Raw genomic sequence first — 18,751 nt, forward strand, 5'->3', positions numbered from 1 at the left:
TATATTATTTTGTTTCAAATAGTAAACTTGTTTCTTATTTGAAACAAATATACAAATTAATTTATTAAATAAACTACCTATTAATTCAAATTTTTTATCATTTTTTTTACACCTAACTAAAAGACCTTTAGATAACTACAATAAAATCGTCAACTCTCATTTACTTCAATCAAATCACATCTCTTTATTCTGAAAAATATTCAAAAAAAAATGTTTTTCTCCAACATATAATCATCAAAACACTAAAAACACCTTTAATTCAATAATTAAATAGCGCTATCTAAATATCCCAATTTATGCGAAATTTCTCTTGCGTACTTCGCTACTATTTTTCCTTTCATGTCAAATTCTTCGTGCGGCAACCTACCGTGAGGCGCTGTAATCCATACGGCAGCAACTGGAAAACCATATTCATTAAAAACTGGAGCGCCGATACAATGAATACCTTGTATGTCTTCTCCATTATCAACCGCATAACCCAACTCTCTCACTTTTGCAAGTTCATCCCTAAAAGCTTTCATTGAAACAATGGTGTTTTCGGTGAACTTTGCTAGACTTTTCCCTTTTAATATTTGATCTGCATTTTCTTTAGGTAAAAATGCCAAAATAGATTTTCCTCCAACGGAACTATGCAAATAAAATTGAGTACCCAATTCTACCGATAATTTCACAGGATAAGAAGAGGAAACTTGCTCTAAAATTGTTCCTTTATCACCCAAAATAACTCCCAACATCACGGATTCTTTTAATTCATCTCTCATTGCGCGCATAACATCAATAGACATTTCTACTAAGCTTTGTTCATTCATAGATGAAATACCAAGTGTAAGTAATTTTCTAGAAAGTGTTATTTTTTTTGTCGTTTCATTCTTTTGTAAATAGTTTTTTAGAATTAGCGTATTCACTATTCTAAAAGCACTTGATTTTGAAATATCTAATGATTGAATAATTTCAGACAGTGTTAATCCTTTTGTTTTTGTTGCCAACAATTCAATTATTAACAATCCACGCTCCAAATTTGGCACACTATATGTCGGTTTTATTTCTATTTTCTTGTTTTTCATATAATTCATTTGAACTAAAACAAAAGTAAAACTAAAATTGTTAAAGATATTATTCTTTTATCCACACCTTAATTATTCAATAGTAACAACAACACTTTGTTCTTCTAACCCGTCTCCTTTCGCCAAAATTTCAACCTTTCCCACCTTATTTTTTGCCTGAATTATTAATAATGTTCTACCATTATGAGTTGTATTAACATTTGTTTGAAATTTTTGTATGCTCTTTTTCCAACCGTTATCAACTCCTAATAATTTTGCATCACCTTTAATTTCGAAAGTAATTTCTTTATCGTCGGTTTTTACTGGGTTTCCATTTTCATCAACCAATTGAGCAACTATATGCGCAACATCATAATTATTAGCTTTAATGGTTTTCTCTTCGGCTATTAAAGATATTCCAGTTGATTTTCTTGCAGTATGTAATTCCGAAACAACTTCTTTTCCATCTTTTTTACCTTTCGCTATTAATTTACCATCAACAAATGGAACTCCCCATTTATATATATGATCATCAAAATCTACTAACTTTTTCACCCCTAAAGATTTATCATTCAAGAATAGTTCAATTTCTTCACAATTTGAATATAATTCAACTGAAATAACTTCACCCTCTTCATAATTCCAATGCTCATTAATATCGTACCATTCCCATAATTGTCTCTTCCATTTTTCTGGATCTTTTGGAGCTATTTTTCCGTTTGCATCAATTTTATTTAATGACTTTTCTATTTTTTGAGTAGCAAAATAAATATGAGGCTCATTAGACCACAATGTTTTCATCATATGATACGACCCTTTTGTAAAACCCGCTGTATTTAACAATCCTGAAGGTTGCACTCTTGTTGGCCAAGGCGCTCTAATTTCACCCATATAATCGAAACCTGTCCAAAGAAAAATTCCCGAAATATGTGGTCTTTCCAACACCGCTTTCCACTCGTGATATTGTGCTAAATTCTCTGTACCCATAATTGGTTTTTCTGGATAGTTTTTATGACCATAATCGTACAACACTCTTCTGTAACTATACCCTACAATATCTAACGCATCAGCATAACCAGACAAATGGCTGGCCGATGGCAAAATACAGTTTGCGGTTACAGGACGCGTAAGGTCTAATTCTTTTGTCCACTTAGATAATTTTTGAGCAGTTTCACCAATATCATATTTACCTCTTGGTAACGTTTCTAATTGTTTTTTAATTTCTTCAGTTGAATATGGCGGTTCCGCCCAAAAGTAGTTCCCACTCCAACTCATATTATTAAAAAATCCAGTTGCGGCAGCATTTCTTGGATAAGTCCATTCAATTTCATTTCCAATACTCCACTGAAAAACTGAAGGGTGATTTCTATGACTTAACACAACCGCCTGTAAATCTTTTTTAGCCCATTCTTGAAAATATTCTCCATAACCACGAGTAATATAATCGGTACTTTTAGATTCGTTTTGATTGTAACGTTTATCTTTTGGATTATCCCATTCATCAAAAAATTCATCTTGCACTAAAAAGCCCATTTCATCACATAAATCTAATAACTCATTTGAAGCTGGATTATGCGAAACGCGAATAGCATTTACACCACCATCTTTTAAAATTTGTAATCTTCTTTTTAATACTCCTTTTGGAATTGCAGTTCCAACCATACCGGCATCATGGTGAATACAAACTCCTTTTATTTTCATATTTTCTCCGTTTAAGAAGAAACCTTTATCCGTATCAAACTTTATACTTCTTATTCCAAAATTAGTAGTATAAGAATCTACTTCTTTACCATTTTTAATAATAGAAGTTACTGCTTTAAACATATTTGGAGTATCAACACTCCATAAAGAAGGATTTACAATATCTATATTTTGGCTAATTTTTTCTAATGAATTTGCCGTAATTTTAATTTCAGTATTTACTGAAGAAACAGCATTTCCATTTGCAGCTTCAATAACTGTTTTTACCATTACATTTTCATCCGAAGAAAAATCGTTTTTAACCGAAATAGCAATATTTACTGTTGCTTTCGCTTTAGATACTTGAGGAGTAGTAACAAATGTTCCCCATATTGGAATATGTAATTTATTGGTACTTATTAATTCTACATTTCTGTAAATTCCTGCTCCAGTATACCATCTACTATCTGCAAATCTGGTATGATCAATTTTCACAGAAATCACATTATTTTTTCCATCTTTATTTAAATATTTTGAAATATTAAAATAGAAAGGTGAATATCCATAAGGGTGAAAACCTAGTTTTGTTCCATTTATTGAAACTTCAGAATTGTTATAAACCCCATCAAATAGAACATAAGTTACTTTATTTTCATCAAAAGGAATATCGAATGTTTTTTTATAATAACCGTAACCTTTGCTTGGCAAATAACCAGTCCCAATTGCATCGTCTCCCAAAGATTGATCAAATTCATTTTCAACAGCCCAATCATGTGGTAAGTTCAATATTTTAAATTCGGACTGAGAAATATCATTAATACTAACATTTTCTTGAGATAATGAAAACTCCCAATTTAAATTAAAATCCGAATTTCTTTTAATTTCAGTTTCCTTATTTGCAGAGCAACTTGCTATTAAAAGAAAAGCCAATAAAAAAAAAGAAGCTTTTTTTATTTGTATCATTTTTTTATTTTTTAAAGGGACTTCCATTTTCCTTAACAAAAGTCCAATAATTAAAAAGTTTAAAGGAACACTATAATTTAAAATAATAGCATTATTGAATAATTAATTTAGATTGCAGCTTAATTTCGTTATGTTTTGATACGGTTACAAAATAAAAACCTGTTGGTATTTCAGAAACAAGAATATTGTTGTGTATTGCAATAACATTTTGTTTTTTTATCAAATTTCCCGTAGCCGCATAAATTGAAATTTCACCACCCACCAATTCTTTTGGAACAGAAAGTGTAACATTATTAATTGCCGGATTTGGATACACTAACATATCTTTTCCCATAAATAGTTTCTCGAAATAAACTCCTTGGCAATCTTTATTTGTAGAAATTGAAATTTCGTTAAACCCATAATCTAAAGGTAACTCAATTGTATTTTCATAAATAGTGTTAGTTAATCCATTTACTTTTACAAAATATTTATCATTTCCAGATAAGTTAATAGTAACTGTCCTATTGAACTTATTTACTTTTGATGAAACTATCAAATTATCTGGTTTCGTAATCTCTAAAGAAAATTCAATGTTATATTCTGGAAAATCTGGAATGGTAATTTCAATTTTATAAATTCCGGCCGCTAAACCTTCAACATTTAATTCTTTATTAAAATCGAAATTATTAGAATACCCAGTTGAAGTTATAAGTGCTTTGTAATTTAAATTTCTAACAGTTAATATTGAAATGCTTCCATTATTAGAATCCGGACAAGTTGTTCCTATTGTTTTAATTTGATAATTATTAGCAGGTATATCTGATGGTTTTACTTCTCTTATATTGTCACTAAATTCATAAACCTGCATAGTTACACTGCTTATGTGTCCGCCAGAGTCTGGAAATTCAATTTCAATGGTATTATTTGTCGACAACACATCATATGGCAGCGGAATTTCCAAAACCCCAAAAAATCGTTCTCTTTGAGCCTGATTGTAACCTCTCCAATTTTCAGGAACATCAATAGATGTATTATTTAATTTAACTTTAGGATGTAATATTTTTCCATGCTCTCGTCCAACTCCAATTCGAAGAACAGCTTCACCATAAGATGATTTTGAAACATTATTTATTTCAAAAGTACGCGCCTGATTTGCTTCAATAGATTTTAAATAATCAGTTGCGTAATATTTGGTTTCATTAGAGGTTTCATTTAGCGTAATCTCATTTTCAAATGTATATTCTAAAATTACAGTCGATTCTGCTCCAACCTCAACAGAATTAATTACTGAAGTTAAGGTTTCCTCTTCCAAAACAGGTGTTTCTCCTTTTAAGGTTAAATGTCTTTTTAAAACACTACTTATAGCAACATTTTTAGTATCGAAAACATTTAAATTTATTGTTTCGGTTTTAAAATTTAAGTTATTAAGAATTATATAAGCTTTACTTCCATTTACATAAGCATTAACTTGTATATCTAAATTATCGGTTGTTGTGTCTACGCGAGTTCCCTTCACATTTTGCCACAATTGAAAAAACTTAACCATATCTGTATACACCCATTTTCCGGTATAACTAGAAGGTTCATTCTCCTTCCTCATCAATCTACTCGGATAAGGAATATCTTTATCATTGTTATAGCCCCATTCCGCTTTACAAATAATAAAATTTATAGCCGAAGCTATAGAATTTGGACGCTCTAGAAACGACATTAATAAAGAACTTGAAGCTTTTATATGAAGCCAATCTCTATAAGGACTCCATGGTTTATTATTATAATCATGTGTTTGCGCCCCATATTCTGAAATTACAAAAGGCTTTACCTTATTAAATGAAAGCTTACTATAATGCTCCATCATGTCAAACGTGGCCTCTACATTACTACCCGATCTTAATTCTTTTTCACCACCTCTAATAGAACCAAAATCATAGAGGTGAATAGACCAAAAATCCATTTTTTCACCTGCAATATCCATAAACTGTTTCCATCTGTTATTCCATCTTTGAAAATCCCCAACCTCAAAATCGGGAAATGCTGTTGTATAACCACCAATTTTTAAATTAGGATCCTGTGCTCTTATTGCGTCTGCTACTTCTACATGAAAATCAGCTATCTCTTTAATTGAACCCGTGTAATTTAATTTCCCTCCTAAACTTTCATAAGCCGGCTCATTAATAACCTCAACATACGATGGTTTTTTTTGACCATTTTGCCCGTGAAATTCATTAAAATAACGCCCCATAAATTCACCTGTAGCAGTTGCATTGGCTAATTTCCAACCTTTTTGAGTAGCTTTTTGTCCCTCACCGGTCCAGAAAGGATGCAACTGACCGGCAATTGTAGCGTTTTTTCTATTTTCATATTGATGAAGATTGGTTTTACTTTGAAAATTATTTCTAGAATTTACCCCTTTTGAAGCAATTTCACTTGGGCTAGCAAAACCAGGTCTAGAAGGATCCTCACTCATATTGTTTAAATTCCAAGTAATTCCACCGGTATCTCTTCCTAAATAAACATCATATCCATTTAAAAAATCATTTCTTAAATCGGCTGTAAAATTATCTCCATCCCATTCTTTTTCGGTTTGATTGGCATGAATAACTATAAACTTAGACCTATCAAAAGTTGAAACATCACCAACAATATGTTTTACATTTAAATTTGCAGTAACATTTATCTGCGAAAACACCGATGTTGTTACACATAAAACTAACAAATATTTTAAATATGATTGAATATTACTCATTGTAAAATTGACATTAATTATCTGAATACAAAGTTGCATTTATTTATTCATGAATACTAAAACAAAAACTAGACGAAAACTCAACAATTAAAAAAAAATAATAGTATAAATCTGTACATTATAATTATACAACCTTATTTCAAACAATTAAAAAAACGTTAAAACCAATTAATATAATTATTATAACACTACTACAAGAACTTTTTAAAAATTAAGTAACTGAACAACACTAAAAAATAACCAAAACAAAACTGACAATATTTAATTATATTTGAGGCATTCAAGATATTTCACATGAGAAGGTTATTTATTGTTAATATATTCATTTTTTTTCTATTCAGTTTTGAAAATTTTTATTGTCAAAAATTAAATAATAGTGATTTTATTCTAAAAAAAGCTCTTTCGCTTAAGTTTGAAAAACCAGACAGTGCAGCTTATTATTTAAATAAAGGATACGAACTAAATATTGAAAAAAAAGATACTCTTTCCGCAATTAATTTTCTTTTAGAATTAGCTACAATCCATTCGCACAATGTTAACTACGGCGAAGCATATGACGGATATTGGAAAGCACTATTATTATCTGAAAAATCTAAAGATATCGCTTCCCAAACAAAAGTTTACCAAGGACTTGGATGGCTTTATAGTTTTTATAAAAGAGATAATGAAGCTCTAAAATATTTCAACCTTTCTATAAACATTAGAAAAAACCTTCCAAAAACAAAAACCAATCTAGCATATCTTCAAAGTGATTATTTTTCAATTTTAAACTTGTACCGTGTAAACAAAAACTACAAATTAGCTAAAGCTTATTTAGATAGTTGTTATCAAATAAAAAATTCATATTCTACAAATTCTAAAAGTTATTATTTAGAAGCCGAGCGCGGAATTTTAAGTGGTTTTGATGGTAAATACAATAAATCTTTAGAAATATTAAATGAATCGAAAAACCATTTTGAAAAAAAAGACTCTGGTTATTTAGTCATAATTCATGCTTTAATAGGTGAAGTTTATAGATTGAAAGGAGATTTTAATAAAAGTATATCTCATTTTAAAGAATCATTAAATGTTTCAAACAAATTAAATAGACATTTAAATTACAAGCTAATTGCTTATGAAGCATTATCCGATTTATATTTCGAACAAAATAAATTAAATGACGCCTATTATTACTTAAAGCTTGCTAAGATTAGAAATGAGGAAATTTTTGGAAGTAAAAGTGAAAACAACAAACACTTATTAGAAATAAAGGATAAATACAGAATTGAAAAAGACAAACAAGAACAATTTATTAACGAGCAGAGAATAAAAGACTTGGAGAATGAAGAAAAAGTATTTTTCTTAAAAACTACCATATTATCTGTTTCAATTATTTTTCTACTACTTTTTGGATTTATTTGGATAAAACATATTAGAAATAAACACAAGAATGAAAAACGAATTTTAAGTGAAAAACAAAATTTACGAAATCAAAAACAACAAGAAATACTTGAATTAAAGAATAAAGAATTAACCGAATCTGCGCTTCGACTTATTGAAAAAGAGGAATTTATTGAAAATTTAAAGAAAAAAGTTGAAGGACAAAAAGGAATTTTAGATACTGAGGTAATAAAAAGAATGCTTAAAACTATTCAGGGTTCCCCAAACAATAACTGGAAAGAATTCGAAGCTAGGTTTACCACAATAAATCAAAGTTTTTACAATAATTTAAAGAATAAATTTCCACAATTAAGTCAAACCGATCAAAAAATTTGCGCATTGGTTAAATTAAATTTATCTAGTAAAGATATGTCTAGTTTACTTGGAATTTCTATTGAAAGTGTTCATACTTCTAGATATAGATTAAGAAAAAAATTAGGTTTAACTAGAAAGGACAATCTTGAAGAGTTCATAAGCTCATTTTAAAACTTTTAAACAAAACTTCCGTACAATGTTTTAGGGTAATTTTATGTGATTAAAAGGTAAATTAAAGAAACCTTAAATCGGCTTTATTTGTTTATTTTGCTATAGTTAATTTCATTAACTATTTTAGACCAATTAAACTAAAAAATATTTAAACTAAATAAAAATTATGTATCCAATAGAACAACAGGCAATGTCACCTGAAATTATAAGTAAAGTAAATAAAGCTGGCATTATAGGAATGCTTATTATTGATGAAGTAAAACACGCGGTACCAGTAGCTAAAGCACTTTTAAAAGGAGGAATAAACACTATAGAACTTACATTAAGAACTCCAGCTGCCTTAGACGCTGCAAAAGCAATAAAAAAGGAACTACCTGAAGTATGCCTTGGTTTTGGAACAGTTTTAACAGTTGAGCAAGTAAAAGCTGTTAAAGATGTTGGTGCTGATTTTGCAGTTTCTCCAGGTTGTAATCCAAAAATAATTGCTGAAGCTCATAAACTTGGATTATCATTTTCTCCAGGAATTATGACTCCAACCGATATTGAAATGGCAGTTGAACAAGGCTGTAGAGTTATTAAATATTTCCCAGCAGAATCAGCAGGTGGAATGAATCATTTAAAAAACATGGGAGCTCCATATCAATACTTAGGAATTAAATACATTCCTTTAGGAGGTGTAAATATGAGTAACGCTAAAAGTTATTTAGAATCTGATTTAATTTCAGCCATTGGTGGTTCTTGGATTGCAAAACGCGATTTAATTTTAGCTGAAAACTGGGATCAAATAACTGCAAATGCTAAAGAAATAACAGACTTAGTAAAACAAATAAGAGGTTAACTAAAAAAATAAAGATATATATCATGAAAACAATTGTAACTTTTGGAGAAATAATGGGGCGTTTAGCGGCTCCTGGTAATATGCGTTTACGTCAAACTCGTCAGTTAGAGGTTACGTATGCTGGTGCTGAAGCAAGTGTTGCTGCATCAATATGTAATTTTGGAGGAAAAGCGCGTTATGTAACAGCATTACCTAAACATTCTTTAGCTGAAGCAACTATGGATGCTGTTCGTTCAGTTGGAATTGACACTCAATATGTTTTAAGAACCGACAATGGTCGTTTAGGAACCTACTTTTTAGAAACTGGTGCAAACCAACGCCCAAGTAATGTAATTTATGACAGAGAAGATTCTTCAATTGCAGTTACACCTGCAAGTGAATATAATTGGGCTGAAATTTTTGATGGAGCTGGCTGGTTGCATTTAAGTGGAATTACACCTGCATTATCTAAAAATGCTGCTGAAGCAACTTTAGTAGCCGCTCAAAAAGCTCAAGCTGCTGGGGCAAAAGTTTCAATAGATTTAAATTTTAGAGGAAAACTTTGGAAATGGGACTCTTCAAAATCTGCTCGTGAATTAGCACAAGAAACAATGCGTAAAATTTTACCTTTTATAGATGTTGTTATTGGAAATGAAGAAGATTGTCACGATGTTTTAGGAATTAGAGCTGGTGATACTGACGTACATTCTGGAAAGTTAGACACTTCAAGATATCCAGATGTTGCACGCCAAGTTGTTGCACAATTTCCAAATGTGAGCAAAGTAGCAATTACTTTAAGAGAAAGTTTATCTGCTTCACACAACAATTGGGGAGCTATGCTTTATGAAGCTGCAACGGACACACCTTCTTTTGCACCATTAGATGCTGAAGGAAATTACGAATCATACAAAATTAAAAATATTGTAGATCGTGTTGGCGGTGGAGATTCTTTTGCAGGAGGTTTAATTTTTGCTTTAAACACACCTGAATTAAGCGATTCTGCAACTGCTGTAAAATATGGTGTTGCTGCTTCTTGTTTAAAACATTCAATTAAAGGAGATTTTAATTACTCAACGCGTGCCGAAGTTGAAGCTCTTATGGGAGGTTCTGGATCTGGTAGAGTTGTAAGATAAATTTATAAAAGAAGTAGTAGTAATACTCTACTTCTCAGTTAAAAAAATGAATTATTATAATTTAAATATGATCACTAAAAATAAATTACAAAAAATCACAAGTCTTACACTTGTGATTTTTTGTTTGATGTTAGTTCAAAGCTGGACAACAATTCAAACAGAAATAAAAACTGAACAAAACACAAGCTCTGAACAGGTTGTTTTAGAAAATAACTCAATCAAAGTAATAGTTGATACAAAAAGTGGAACTTTTCAAGTTACAGAAAAAAAATCTGGACAAATATGGAATCCAGACCCTTGGGAAAATGCCGCTGGTATTTTAACAATAAAGGATTCAAAAGGAAAATCTCAAGATGTTAACATTTCAAATAGCGAATCTATTGAAGTAAACAAAAAAGATAAAACAACAGTATCTATTAGTTTTGACAATCCTAAGCTAAATAATAACACAATTGCTAATGGAGTATCAATTAAAACCGAGATCCGATTAACTCCTACTAAATTAGATGTTGAAGTTATTTCTTACAAAGCAGGCAACAACAAATTGGTTGAACTAAGATATCCCGCTAGAGCTTTTAGTTTAGAAACAGATGTTGATAAAGGAGCCGCTGTAATTCCTCAAAAGCAAGGTGTTATATGTCCTTCTTACATTTTCCCAATGAACGGAGGTCGATTCTGTATGTGGGATGATGCTACTTATTATGGCAGATCAAAAGGTAAATTACCTCTATTCAACAACAACATTGGTTTATCAATGCCTTGGTGGGGAACCTATAATGAAAAATCAGCGGTTATTGGTATTATTGATGAATCTGCAAGACCGAGTATGTTTTATAATATTAACAATAATGGTCAGTATTTATTTACTCCTAAAGGTATAATGTCACCTAATAAAAGAATAGAATTTTTAGATCCTGTTTGGAACTTGAACAGAAAAAATGAGAAAAAAATTATCAGCTATCAATTTATTCCTAATGGAACACATGTTGAAATGGCAAAAGTTTACAGAAAAGAAGCCATTAAAAGAGGTTATTTTGTTTCATTGAAAGATAAGGCTAAGAGAGATTCTAATGTAAAAAAATTACAAGGAGCCATTTATATGGGATTGTATGGAGGTTATCCTCATTATGTTGAAATGCCAGGCATGGCTTTCAATTTTAAAGATTTAAGCAATATAATAAATACAACACACAATGACTTAGGTGTTGACAATGCTTTTTTCCATGCTTGGGGAGTATTTTCTAATTTTGTACCAAATTGCTGGCCTATTAATGAAAACTTAGGAGGTGTAGCTGGTTTAAAAGAAGCAGTTGACTTAACTAAAAAATATGGATATTTATACTCATCATACCATGCTTATTCTGCCACTTTAGAAAACGATCCTGAATTTAACACAGAATTATTCGCTAAAAGTAAAGATGGAAAATTAATAAATACAAATAGCAGATGGGCAAACATAGATCAGAACAAACAATTAGGCTTAGCTAAAAAAAGTTTACATAAGGAAATCGCGGCATTAGGTTTAGAAGCTGATATTACCGATATTTCTTTTGCTACTTATCCAGATGAAGACAATACGGGCTTATTTAATTTAGCTAAATATATTGATTCTCTAAATTTAGTTAATGGTACTGAGCACGGTCAACAACAATGGATTCCTTATTTTGATATGTTTGAAGGTATGACATATAAAAATTCCAATCTTTGGGAATTTTCTCACCCAGCTCCTTTGTTCAATTTAGTTTATCATGATGCTATTGCTGTGTTTGGAAAAATTCAAGATCCAGATAACCAAATGTCAAAATACGGAGACTTTAAAGTAAAGAGTTTAAGAAACATTTTATACGGTATAGGTACAACAATTTTCTTTTCACCTTATGAGTTTGACGGAATGAAAGATATGATTAAAATGGCCAATGAAGTAGTTAGCCCTGTTAATAAAGAAACTTTCTTTGAAGAATTAATTAGTCATGAATATTTAAGCGCTGATTTTAATCTTCAAAAAACAACTTTTTCTTCAAATACAGAAGTAATGGTTAATATGGGACCTGTTAAACAAACTACACCTGATGGAATAACAATTCCTGCTTTTGGGTACCAAGTAAAATTTAAAAACGGAAAGATTAAAAAAGGACAGTTTAAAACAAGTATTTAAACCTATAAACAAAAACTGTACATATTGTATTTCTACTAGATATAAACTAGACTTTGTTGATTTCAATAAAAAAAGACTATAACTTAGCAGAATACAGCTATTAGAAATAGTAGTGTCCTTTTAACTAAACATCATATTATAAACAACAGTTAGCAAAATGAAAATAAGACTTCTTCTTACATTGTTAATACTTTTAGGCTTACAAAACCAAAGTATTGCTCAACAAAACGATTGGGAAAATGAATTAATGTTTGAACAAAACAAAATGCGTTCTCGTGTTCCAAGTTATTCATTCAAAAATCATCAAGATGCCTTAACTGGAAATAGAGATATTTCTAGAATGAAATCTTTAAACGGAACTTGGAAATTTAACTACGTTGGAAAATCTAACGATAGACCTCAAGATTTTATAGCAAAAGATTTTAATGGAGATTCAAAAGATTGGAAAGACATTCCAGTACCTTCAAATTGGGAGCTAGAAGGACACGGACAACCTATTTATTCGAACATTATTTATCCGTTTACACCAGATATTTTTAATGGTGGAACCAGAAACTTTAATTATATGGGTCCTCACCCACCACAATTTCCTTATGTAGAAAAGTATAGAGACAATCCTGTTGGAAGTTATTACAGAGATTTTACAATTCCTGTAGATTGGAATAATCAAACTGTTGTTCTTCATTTTGGTGGAGTTTCTTCAGCATTTTATGTTTGGGTAAATGGTAAAAAAGTCGGGTATAGTCAAGGAAGTAGATTGGCTGCTGAATTTGATATTACTGAATATATTTCTGAAGGTAAAAACCGCGTTGCTGTTCAAGCTTTTAGATGGAGTGATGGAAGTTATTTAGAAGATCAAGATATGTGGCGTTTAAGTGGTATTCATAGAGATGTAATGTTACTTGCTCAACCGAAAATTTCATTAAACGACTTTTATGTTAGAACTAAATTCGATGCTGATTTAAAAGATGCTAAATTGGAAATTCGTCCAATTATTTCAATGAAAGGAGACGAAGAGAAATTAAAAGGCTGGAAACTAAATGCTGAATTATACAATGCAGCTAATGAAAAAGTTTTGAAAACTCCAATGTCTGCTTCCATAGAAGCTATTCATTTTGAAAGATGGCCACAACGTGATATTACAAAATTTGCTTTTTTAGAAGCTAATATTCAAAACCCTAACAAATGGTCTTCTGAAAATCCTTATTTATACACGTTGGTTATTGATGTAACTGATCCAAACGGAAAAGTAGTAGAATCTAGAAGTCAAAAAGTTGGATTTAGACAAGTTGCTTTTAGTGATAAAAATGAATTATTAGTGAACGGTAAACCTGTTAAAATTATGGGTGTAAATCGTCACGATCATAGCCCAACAGGAGGAAAAGCACTTACAAGAGAAGAGATGGAAGCTGATGTAAAGTTATTGAAACAATTCAACTTTAATTCGGTAAGAACTTCACACTACCCTAACGATCCATATTTTTATGAATTATGCGATAAATATGGCGTATATGTTATGGACGAAGCAAATATTGAAACACATCATTTAGGTAGTTATGCACCGCAACAACCAAGTTTGGCAATTCCTATTTTAAGTAGAATTATGCGAATGGTTGATAGAGATAAAAACCATCCAAGTATTATTTCTTGGTCTATGGGTAACGAAGCCGGTTCTGGACCTGCTTTTGCTGCTGCAGCTGGTTGGATTAGAGATTATGACCCTTCTCGTTTTGTTCATTATGAAGGTGCACAAGGAGACCCAACAGATCCAGATTATAAAGAAGGAGAAGAAGGTCAAGCTTTATTTAGAGGCCCTGCACACGCAAATCCAGATGACCCTGATTATGTTGATGTATTGAGTAGAATGTACCCTGAAATATATCAGTTAAAAGCAATGTCTGAAAATAAGCACATTGATAGACCAATTGTTATGTGTGAGTATGCTCACGCAATGGGTAACTCTATTGGTGGTTTAGGTGAATATTGGGATTTAATAAACTCTAAACCTAATTTAATTGGTGGTTTTATTTGGGATATGATTGACCAAGGTTTAGAAACTACGAACGATAAAGGTGAAAAATATTTCGCTTACGGAGGTGATTTTGGTGATGTGCCAAACGATAAAAACTTTTGTATTAATGGTGTGTTCTCTCCAGATAGAAAGCCAAATCCACACGCTTGGGAATGTAAATACATTTTTCAGCCGTTTAACTTTAAAGATGCAGATATTAAAAACGGAAAAGTTTCAGCAATTAATCATTTAAACTTTACCGATTTAGATGCTTATGAAGTTCGTTGGACCTTATCAGAAAATGGAAAACAATTACAATCTGGAGTTTTAGAAAATGTAGATGCAAAAGCTGCAACTACTTCAACACTAAACATTCCATTTAAAAAAGTAAGATTTAAAGATAATGCTGAATATTGGGTGAAAATTAGCGTTCACGAAAAATCAGATAAATTTTGGGCTGCCAAAGGTTTTGAAGTAGCTAAAGATCAAATTTTGTTAAAAGCAAGAAAGTTTTCTAATGACTATACTTCTAACTCAAAATCTGCAATTACTTCTTCAGAAATTAACAATGAGATCGTAATAAAAGCTAAACGATTTTCAGCCAAAGTTTCTAAAACTAATGGAGAATTAATTTCGTTAATTAAAAACGGTAGAGAACAAATTGCTTCACCATTGAAACCAAACTTTTTTAGACCTCCTATTGATAATGATTTACGTGGTGCAAGTAGCAAAATGTTTAGAGAGAATAGAAAATACTGGGAGTTTTTAGGGGATAAATTAAAAACAACTTCAGTAAAAAGTAATTCAAACAAAAATAATGAAGCTGTTGTTACCGTTAAAAAAGAGTTTAATAATGAGGTTGATTTAATAATTAATTACACATTTTTAAGTGATGGCCGTGTTGTTGTAAAAATGGATATGGATGCGAAAGAATCGTTACCAGGGCTAATAAGGTTTGGTATGACAATGGGAGTTCCAAATGCATACAAACACACTAAATTCTACGGAAAAGGCCCTTGGGAAAACTATATAGATAGAAAAAGAGGAACCGAAGTTGATGAGTTTACCTTTAAAACTGATGATTTATTTTACAATTATGTATTACCTCAAGAAAACGCAAACAGAAGTGATGTTCGATGGTTAAAATTAGCAACATCAAGCAAAGCTAAAACAGGTTTATCAATTAAAGGTTCACCAGAATTTGGATTCTCAATTTGGCCTTATTCGGCAGACAATATTGCAAAAGCAAAACATCCATTCGATTTAGAAAAGCAAGGTTTTTATACATTGAATTTAGACCTTATTCATTCTAGTGTTAACGGAACTTTATCTGAAACCTTACCTCAATTTATTATTCATTCAGGTAAATACAGTTTTGAATTTGTAATGGAATAAAAACAATCATTTATTTTTATAAATTAAAAAAAGCTTGCCAAATTTGGCAAGCTTTTTTGGTTTAACAACAATTACTTTAATGATTAAAATTGATTTATTTAAACTCTATTTTAACATTTTAAGCATTTTAATCCTTTAAAAAACTAAATAAAAACTAAACATTTACATATTTTATACTTAAAACTACAATTGATTAAAGAATCTACCTTATATTAGTTTAACCAATAAAATAAGGGCTTTACAAGATTTATTTTTTAAAATGCACAAAAATTTAAATAAACACTGGCACAAAATTACCTTAACAATTGTTTTTACAATTGTTTTAAGGTCTTTATCAGTTGTTTTTGCATTTTCAACACCATCTATTTTTTTACAATACAATAGTGAATTATTGAATCAAAAAATATCCATAACTGATTCTATTAAATCACTAGAATTTGAATACACTGACTATATTAACAAAGGAGATACTGTTAAAGCAATAAGAATTTTAAACAAATTGGCTCGTGTTTACAGCCATCAAGGAAACCATAAAGAATCTTACGATAAATTGTGGGCTGCTTTAATTCTCGCAGATGCATCAAAAAAAGACGTCATTAAAGCATCTATATATCGTGAAATTGGAAGGCATTACAGTTATTATCACAGAAAAGATAGGGCATTACATTATTTAAACTTATCATTAAATTTAAAAAAACAACTTGTAAAAGAAGGAAGTCTTGACAAAAGAGAACTTTTAAACAATTATTTATCTTTTGTAGCAACATACAGAGAATTAAATAATTTTAAATTAGCTGAAAAATATTTAGATAGTTGTTATTATTACAATAATGAACCAAAAAAAAATTCGAGATGGCATTTTTTAAAATTTGAAGAAGCTGTAATACAAAGTTCTAAAGGAAATGATGACGAAGCAATTTCTATTTTTAACAATATATTACCTTGGTTTGTTGAAAATCAACCTAATTATCAAGTGTTGATATATAAATATTTAGGCGATAGTTTTCAAAATAACGATGATTTTACAAAAAGTCAGTTTTGTTACAAAAAAGCAATAGAGATTTCCGAATTAAAAAAAGCACATACCGATTTTGTTCCTTTAATTTATGAGGGATTATCTAATTTGTATTTTTCAAAAGGAAAATTTTTACAAGCCTACAACACCCTTAAAAAAGCTAAGGATTTAGACGCTGTTTTTTTTGACAGTAGAAGTGCTAATAATGCACCTCTACTTGAAATTCAGGATGAGTTTAGAAAAAGTAAAGAGAATCAAATTAAGTTTCTTCAAACGCAAAAATTAAAACAGTTTGAACAAGATGAGAAAGTAGTTTTTTTGGAAAAATTGTTACTTTGGGGATTGGTTGCTTTTTTAGTTTTATTCGGTATAATATCTTTTAGAAGTTTAAGAACTAAATATCGTGTTGAAAAAAAATTACTAAAGAAAGAACGCGAATTAGAAAAACAAAAAGATTTAGAGGTTATTGAATTAAAAAACAAGGAACTTGCAGCATCAGTATTAAAACTTATTGAAAAGGATGCTTTTTTAGAGCAAATTAAAAAAAGTCTTTCTAAAAAAACCGAAGCCGAAATAAATAGAGAAGCAAAAAAAATTATCAACTCCATTTCAAATAAAAAAAATGAAAATTGGAATGAGTTTCAAGCAAGATTTGTATCAATAAATAAAAGTTTTTATAAAAAATTAAATAAAGACTATCCCAATTTAACTATGAACGACCAAAAGCTTTGTGCTTTAGTTAAATTAAATTTTTCAAGTAAAGAAATTGCACAACTTTTAAATATGTCTATTGAAAGTGTTCATACAACAAGAAGTAGATTAAGAAAAAAGTTGAATATTAATAGAGAAGTAAATCTAAAGCAGTTTATTTCTGATATTTAAAATTCATTAACCAAATTGAGCAATATTAATTAAATGTGTAAATTATGAAATTAGTACTAAAAAATACAGATACACTAGCAAACAACAGGTTAAATATCCTTAAAAAAGAAGTTCCTTGTTTAGATGCCGCTTGGCATTACCACTCTCAATATGAACTCTTATATATTTCAAGAAGTACAGGTATTCGTTTTGTTGGAGATAGTGTTTCTCAATTTGCTCCAGGAGACCTGGTATTGGTTGGTCCTTATTTACCACATTTGTGGAGAAATGATGCTAGTTATTATAGTGGTGATGGAACCGATAGTGTTAATACCATAATTACCAAATTTAACAAAAACTTTATAGGTGAAGGAACGTTTGACAATCCTGAATTTTCTGAAATAAATAAGATGTTAGAAGAATCTAAATTTGGTATCTGTTTTGGAAATACAACCAGTAAAGCACTTCATAACGAGTTAATTGAACTTTCTGAATTAAATGCAGCCGAACAGAGCATAAAATTATTAGATATTTTAAATAGATTATCTACTACCAATGATAAAACTATTTTATCTTCATCAGATATGCGACAATATACTTCGGAAAATTCAGACAGAATAGATGTTGTTCTAAAATATATTTCAGATAATTATGCTAGTTATATTGGATTAACTGATGTTTCTGAAATTGCCTGTATGACAACAAATTCATTTTGTCGTTTTTTTAAAAAAATGACAAATAAATCTTTTACTCAATTTTTAAATGAAGTACGAATTAGAAATGCCACTCGCTTGTTAATTCAAGATAATTTACCTGTTTCAGAAGTATGTTATATTGTAGGTTATAATTCCATTACCAATTTCAATAAGCAGTTTAAACAAATTATGAAATGCACACCTAAAGCTTACCGTGAAACAATTTAATTTTCAACACTTTAAATGCAATTATTCAATTTATTTTAACTTATTTATATTTTGAGGTAAAATATGGTTATCGGTGGGTAAATTTCAATAATTAACTCATTTAAAAATCCAGTTAATTTGCT

General features: G+C 30.0%; 10 protein-coding genes. 7 read left to right on the forward strand and 3 right to left on the reverse strand.

From position 1 onward, the window contains the following. Window positions 1–266 precede the first annotated feature (266 nt). From Q0776_RS00470 to Q0776_RS00480, 3 genes are all read right to left on the reverse strand, one after another. Window positions 267–1,064 (reverse strand): IclR family transcriptional regulator, encoded by a 798-nt coding sequence (locus Q0776_RS00470; protein WP_298363518.1) that lies wholly within the window; start codon window positions 1,062–1,064, stop codon window positions 267–269. A gap of 72 nt (window positions 1,065–1,136) precedes the next feature. Further along, a complete protein-coding gene (locus Q0776_RS00475) occupies window positions 1,137–3,686 on the reverse strand; it encodes a glycoside hydrolase family 2 TIM barrel-domain containing protein (protein ID WP_298363520.1) in 2,550 nt (849 codons plus the stop codon). A 91-nt stretch (window positions 3,687–3,777) separates the two neighbouring features. Next, window positions 3,778–6,414: a T9SS type A sorting domain-containing protein gene (locus Q0776_RS00480; RefSeq protein WP_298363529.1), complete on the reverse strand. Its 2,637-nt coding sequence runs from the start codon at window positions 6,412–6,414 to the stop codon at window positions 3,778–3,780. Between the two features lie 294 nt (window positions 6,415–6,708). On the opposite strand from Q0776_RS00480, the gene Q0776_RS00485 reads away from it, so the two are divergent. The 7 genes from Q0776_RS00485 to Q0776_RS00515 all read left to right on the forward strand — a co-directional run bounded on the left by Q0776_RS00485 (window position 6,709) and on the right by Q0776_RS00515 (window position 18,629). Continuing rightward, a complete protein-coding gene (locus tag Q0776_RS00485; RefSeq protein ID WP_298363531.1) occupies window positions 6,709–8,319 on the forward strand; it encodes a tetratricopeptide repeat protein in 1,611 nt (536 codons plus the stop codon). Window positions 8,320–8,485: 166 nt separating this feature from the next. Continuing rightward, window positions 8,486–9,157, forward strand: coding sequence for a bifunctional 4-hydroxy-2-oxoglutarate aldolase/2-dehydro-3-deoxy-phosphogluconate aldolase (gene eda / locus Q0776_RS00490; RefSeq protein WP_298363534.1), 672 nt, complete (start codon window positions 8,486–8,488; stop codon window positions 9,155–9,157). A 23-nt stretch (window positions 9,158–9,180) separates the two neighbouring features. Further along, the gene (locus Q0776_RS00495; RefSeq protein WP_298363538.1) at window positions 9,181–10,269 is read left to right on the forward strand and encodes a sugar kinase; all 1,089 of its coding nucleotides are present in this window, start codon (window positions 9,181–9,183) and stop codon (window positions 10,267–10,269) included. Between the two features lie 127 nt (window positions 10,270–10,396). Further along, a complete protein-coding gene (locus tag Q0776_RS00500) occupies window positions 10,397–12,424 on the forward strand; it encodes a glycoside hydrolase (RefSeq protein WP_298365107.1) in 2,028 nt (675 codons plus the stop codon). A 157-nt stretch (window positions 12,425–12,581) separates the two neighbouring features. Continuing rightward, on the forward strand, window positions 12,582–15,830 hold the full coding sequence (locus Q0776_RS00505) for a glycoside hydrolase family 2 TIM barrel-domain containing protein (RefSeq protein ID WP_298363540.1): 3,249 nt from the start codon (window positions 12,582–12,584) through the stop codon (window positions 15,828–15,830). A gap of 259 nt (window positions 15,831–16,089) precedes the next feature. Further along, window positions 16,090–17,727 carry a hypothetical protein gene (locus Q0776_RS00510; RefSeq protein WP_298363542.1) on the forward strand — a complete coding sequence of 546 codons (1,638 nt, stop codon included), beginning with the start codon at window positions 16,090–16,092 and terminating at the stop codon, window positions 17,725–17,727. 44 nt (window positions 17,728–17,771) lie between these two features. Then, entirely contained in the window at window positions 17,772–18,629 is an 858-nt protein-coding gene (locus Q0776_RS00515) for an AraC family transcriptional regulator (RefSeq protein ID WP_298363544.1), read from the forward strand. Window positions 18,630–18,751: the final 122 nt, after the last annotated feature.

Origin of the sequence: uncultured Lutibacter sp. (assembly GCF_947495725.1) — a bacterium.
Classification (GTDB): Bacteria; Bacteroidota; Bacteroidia; order Flavobacteriales; family Flavobacteriaceae; genus Lutibacter.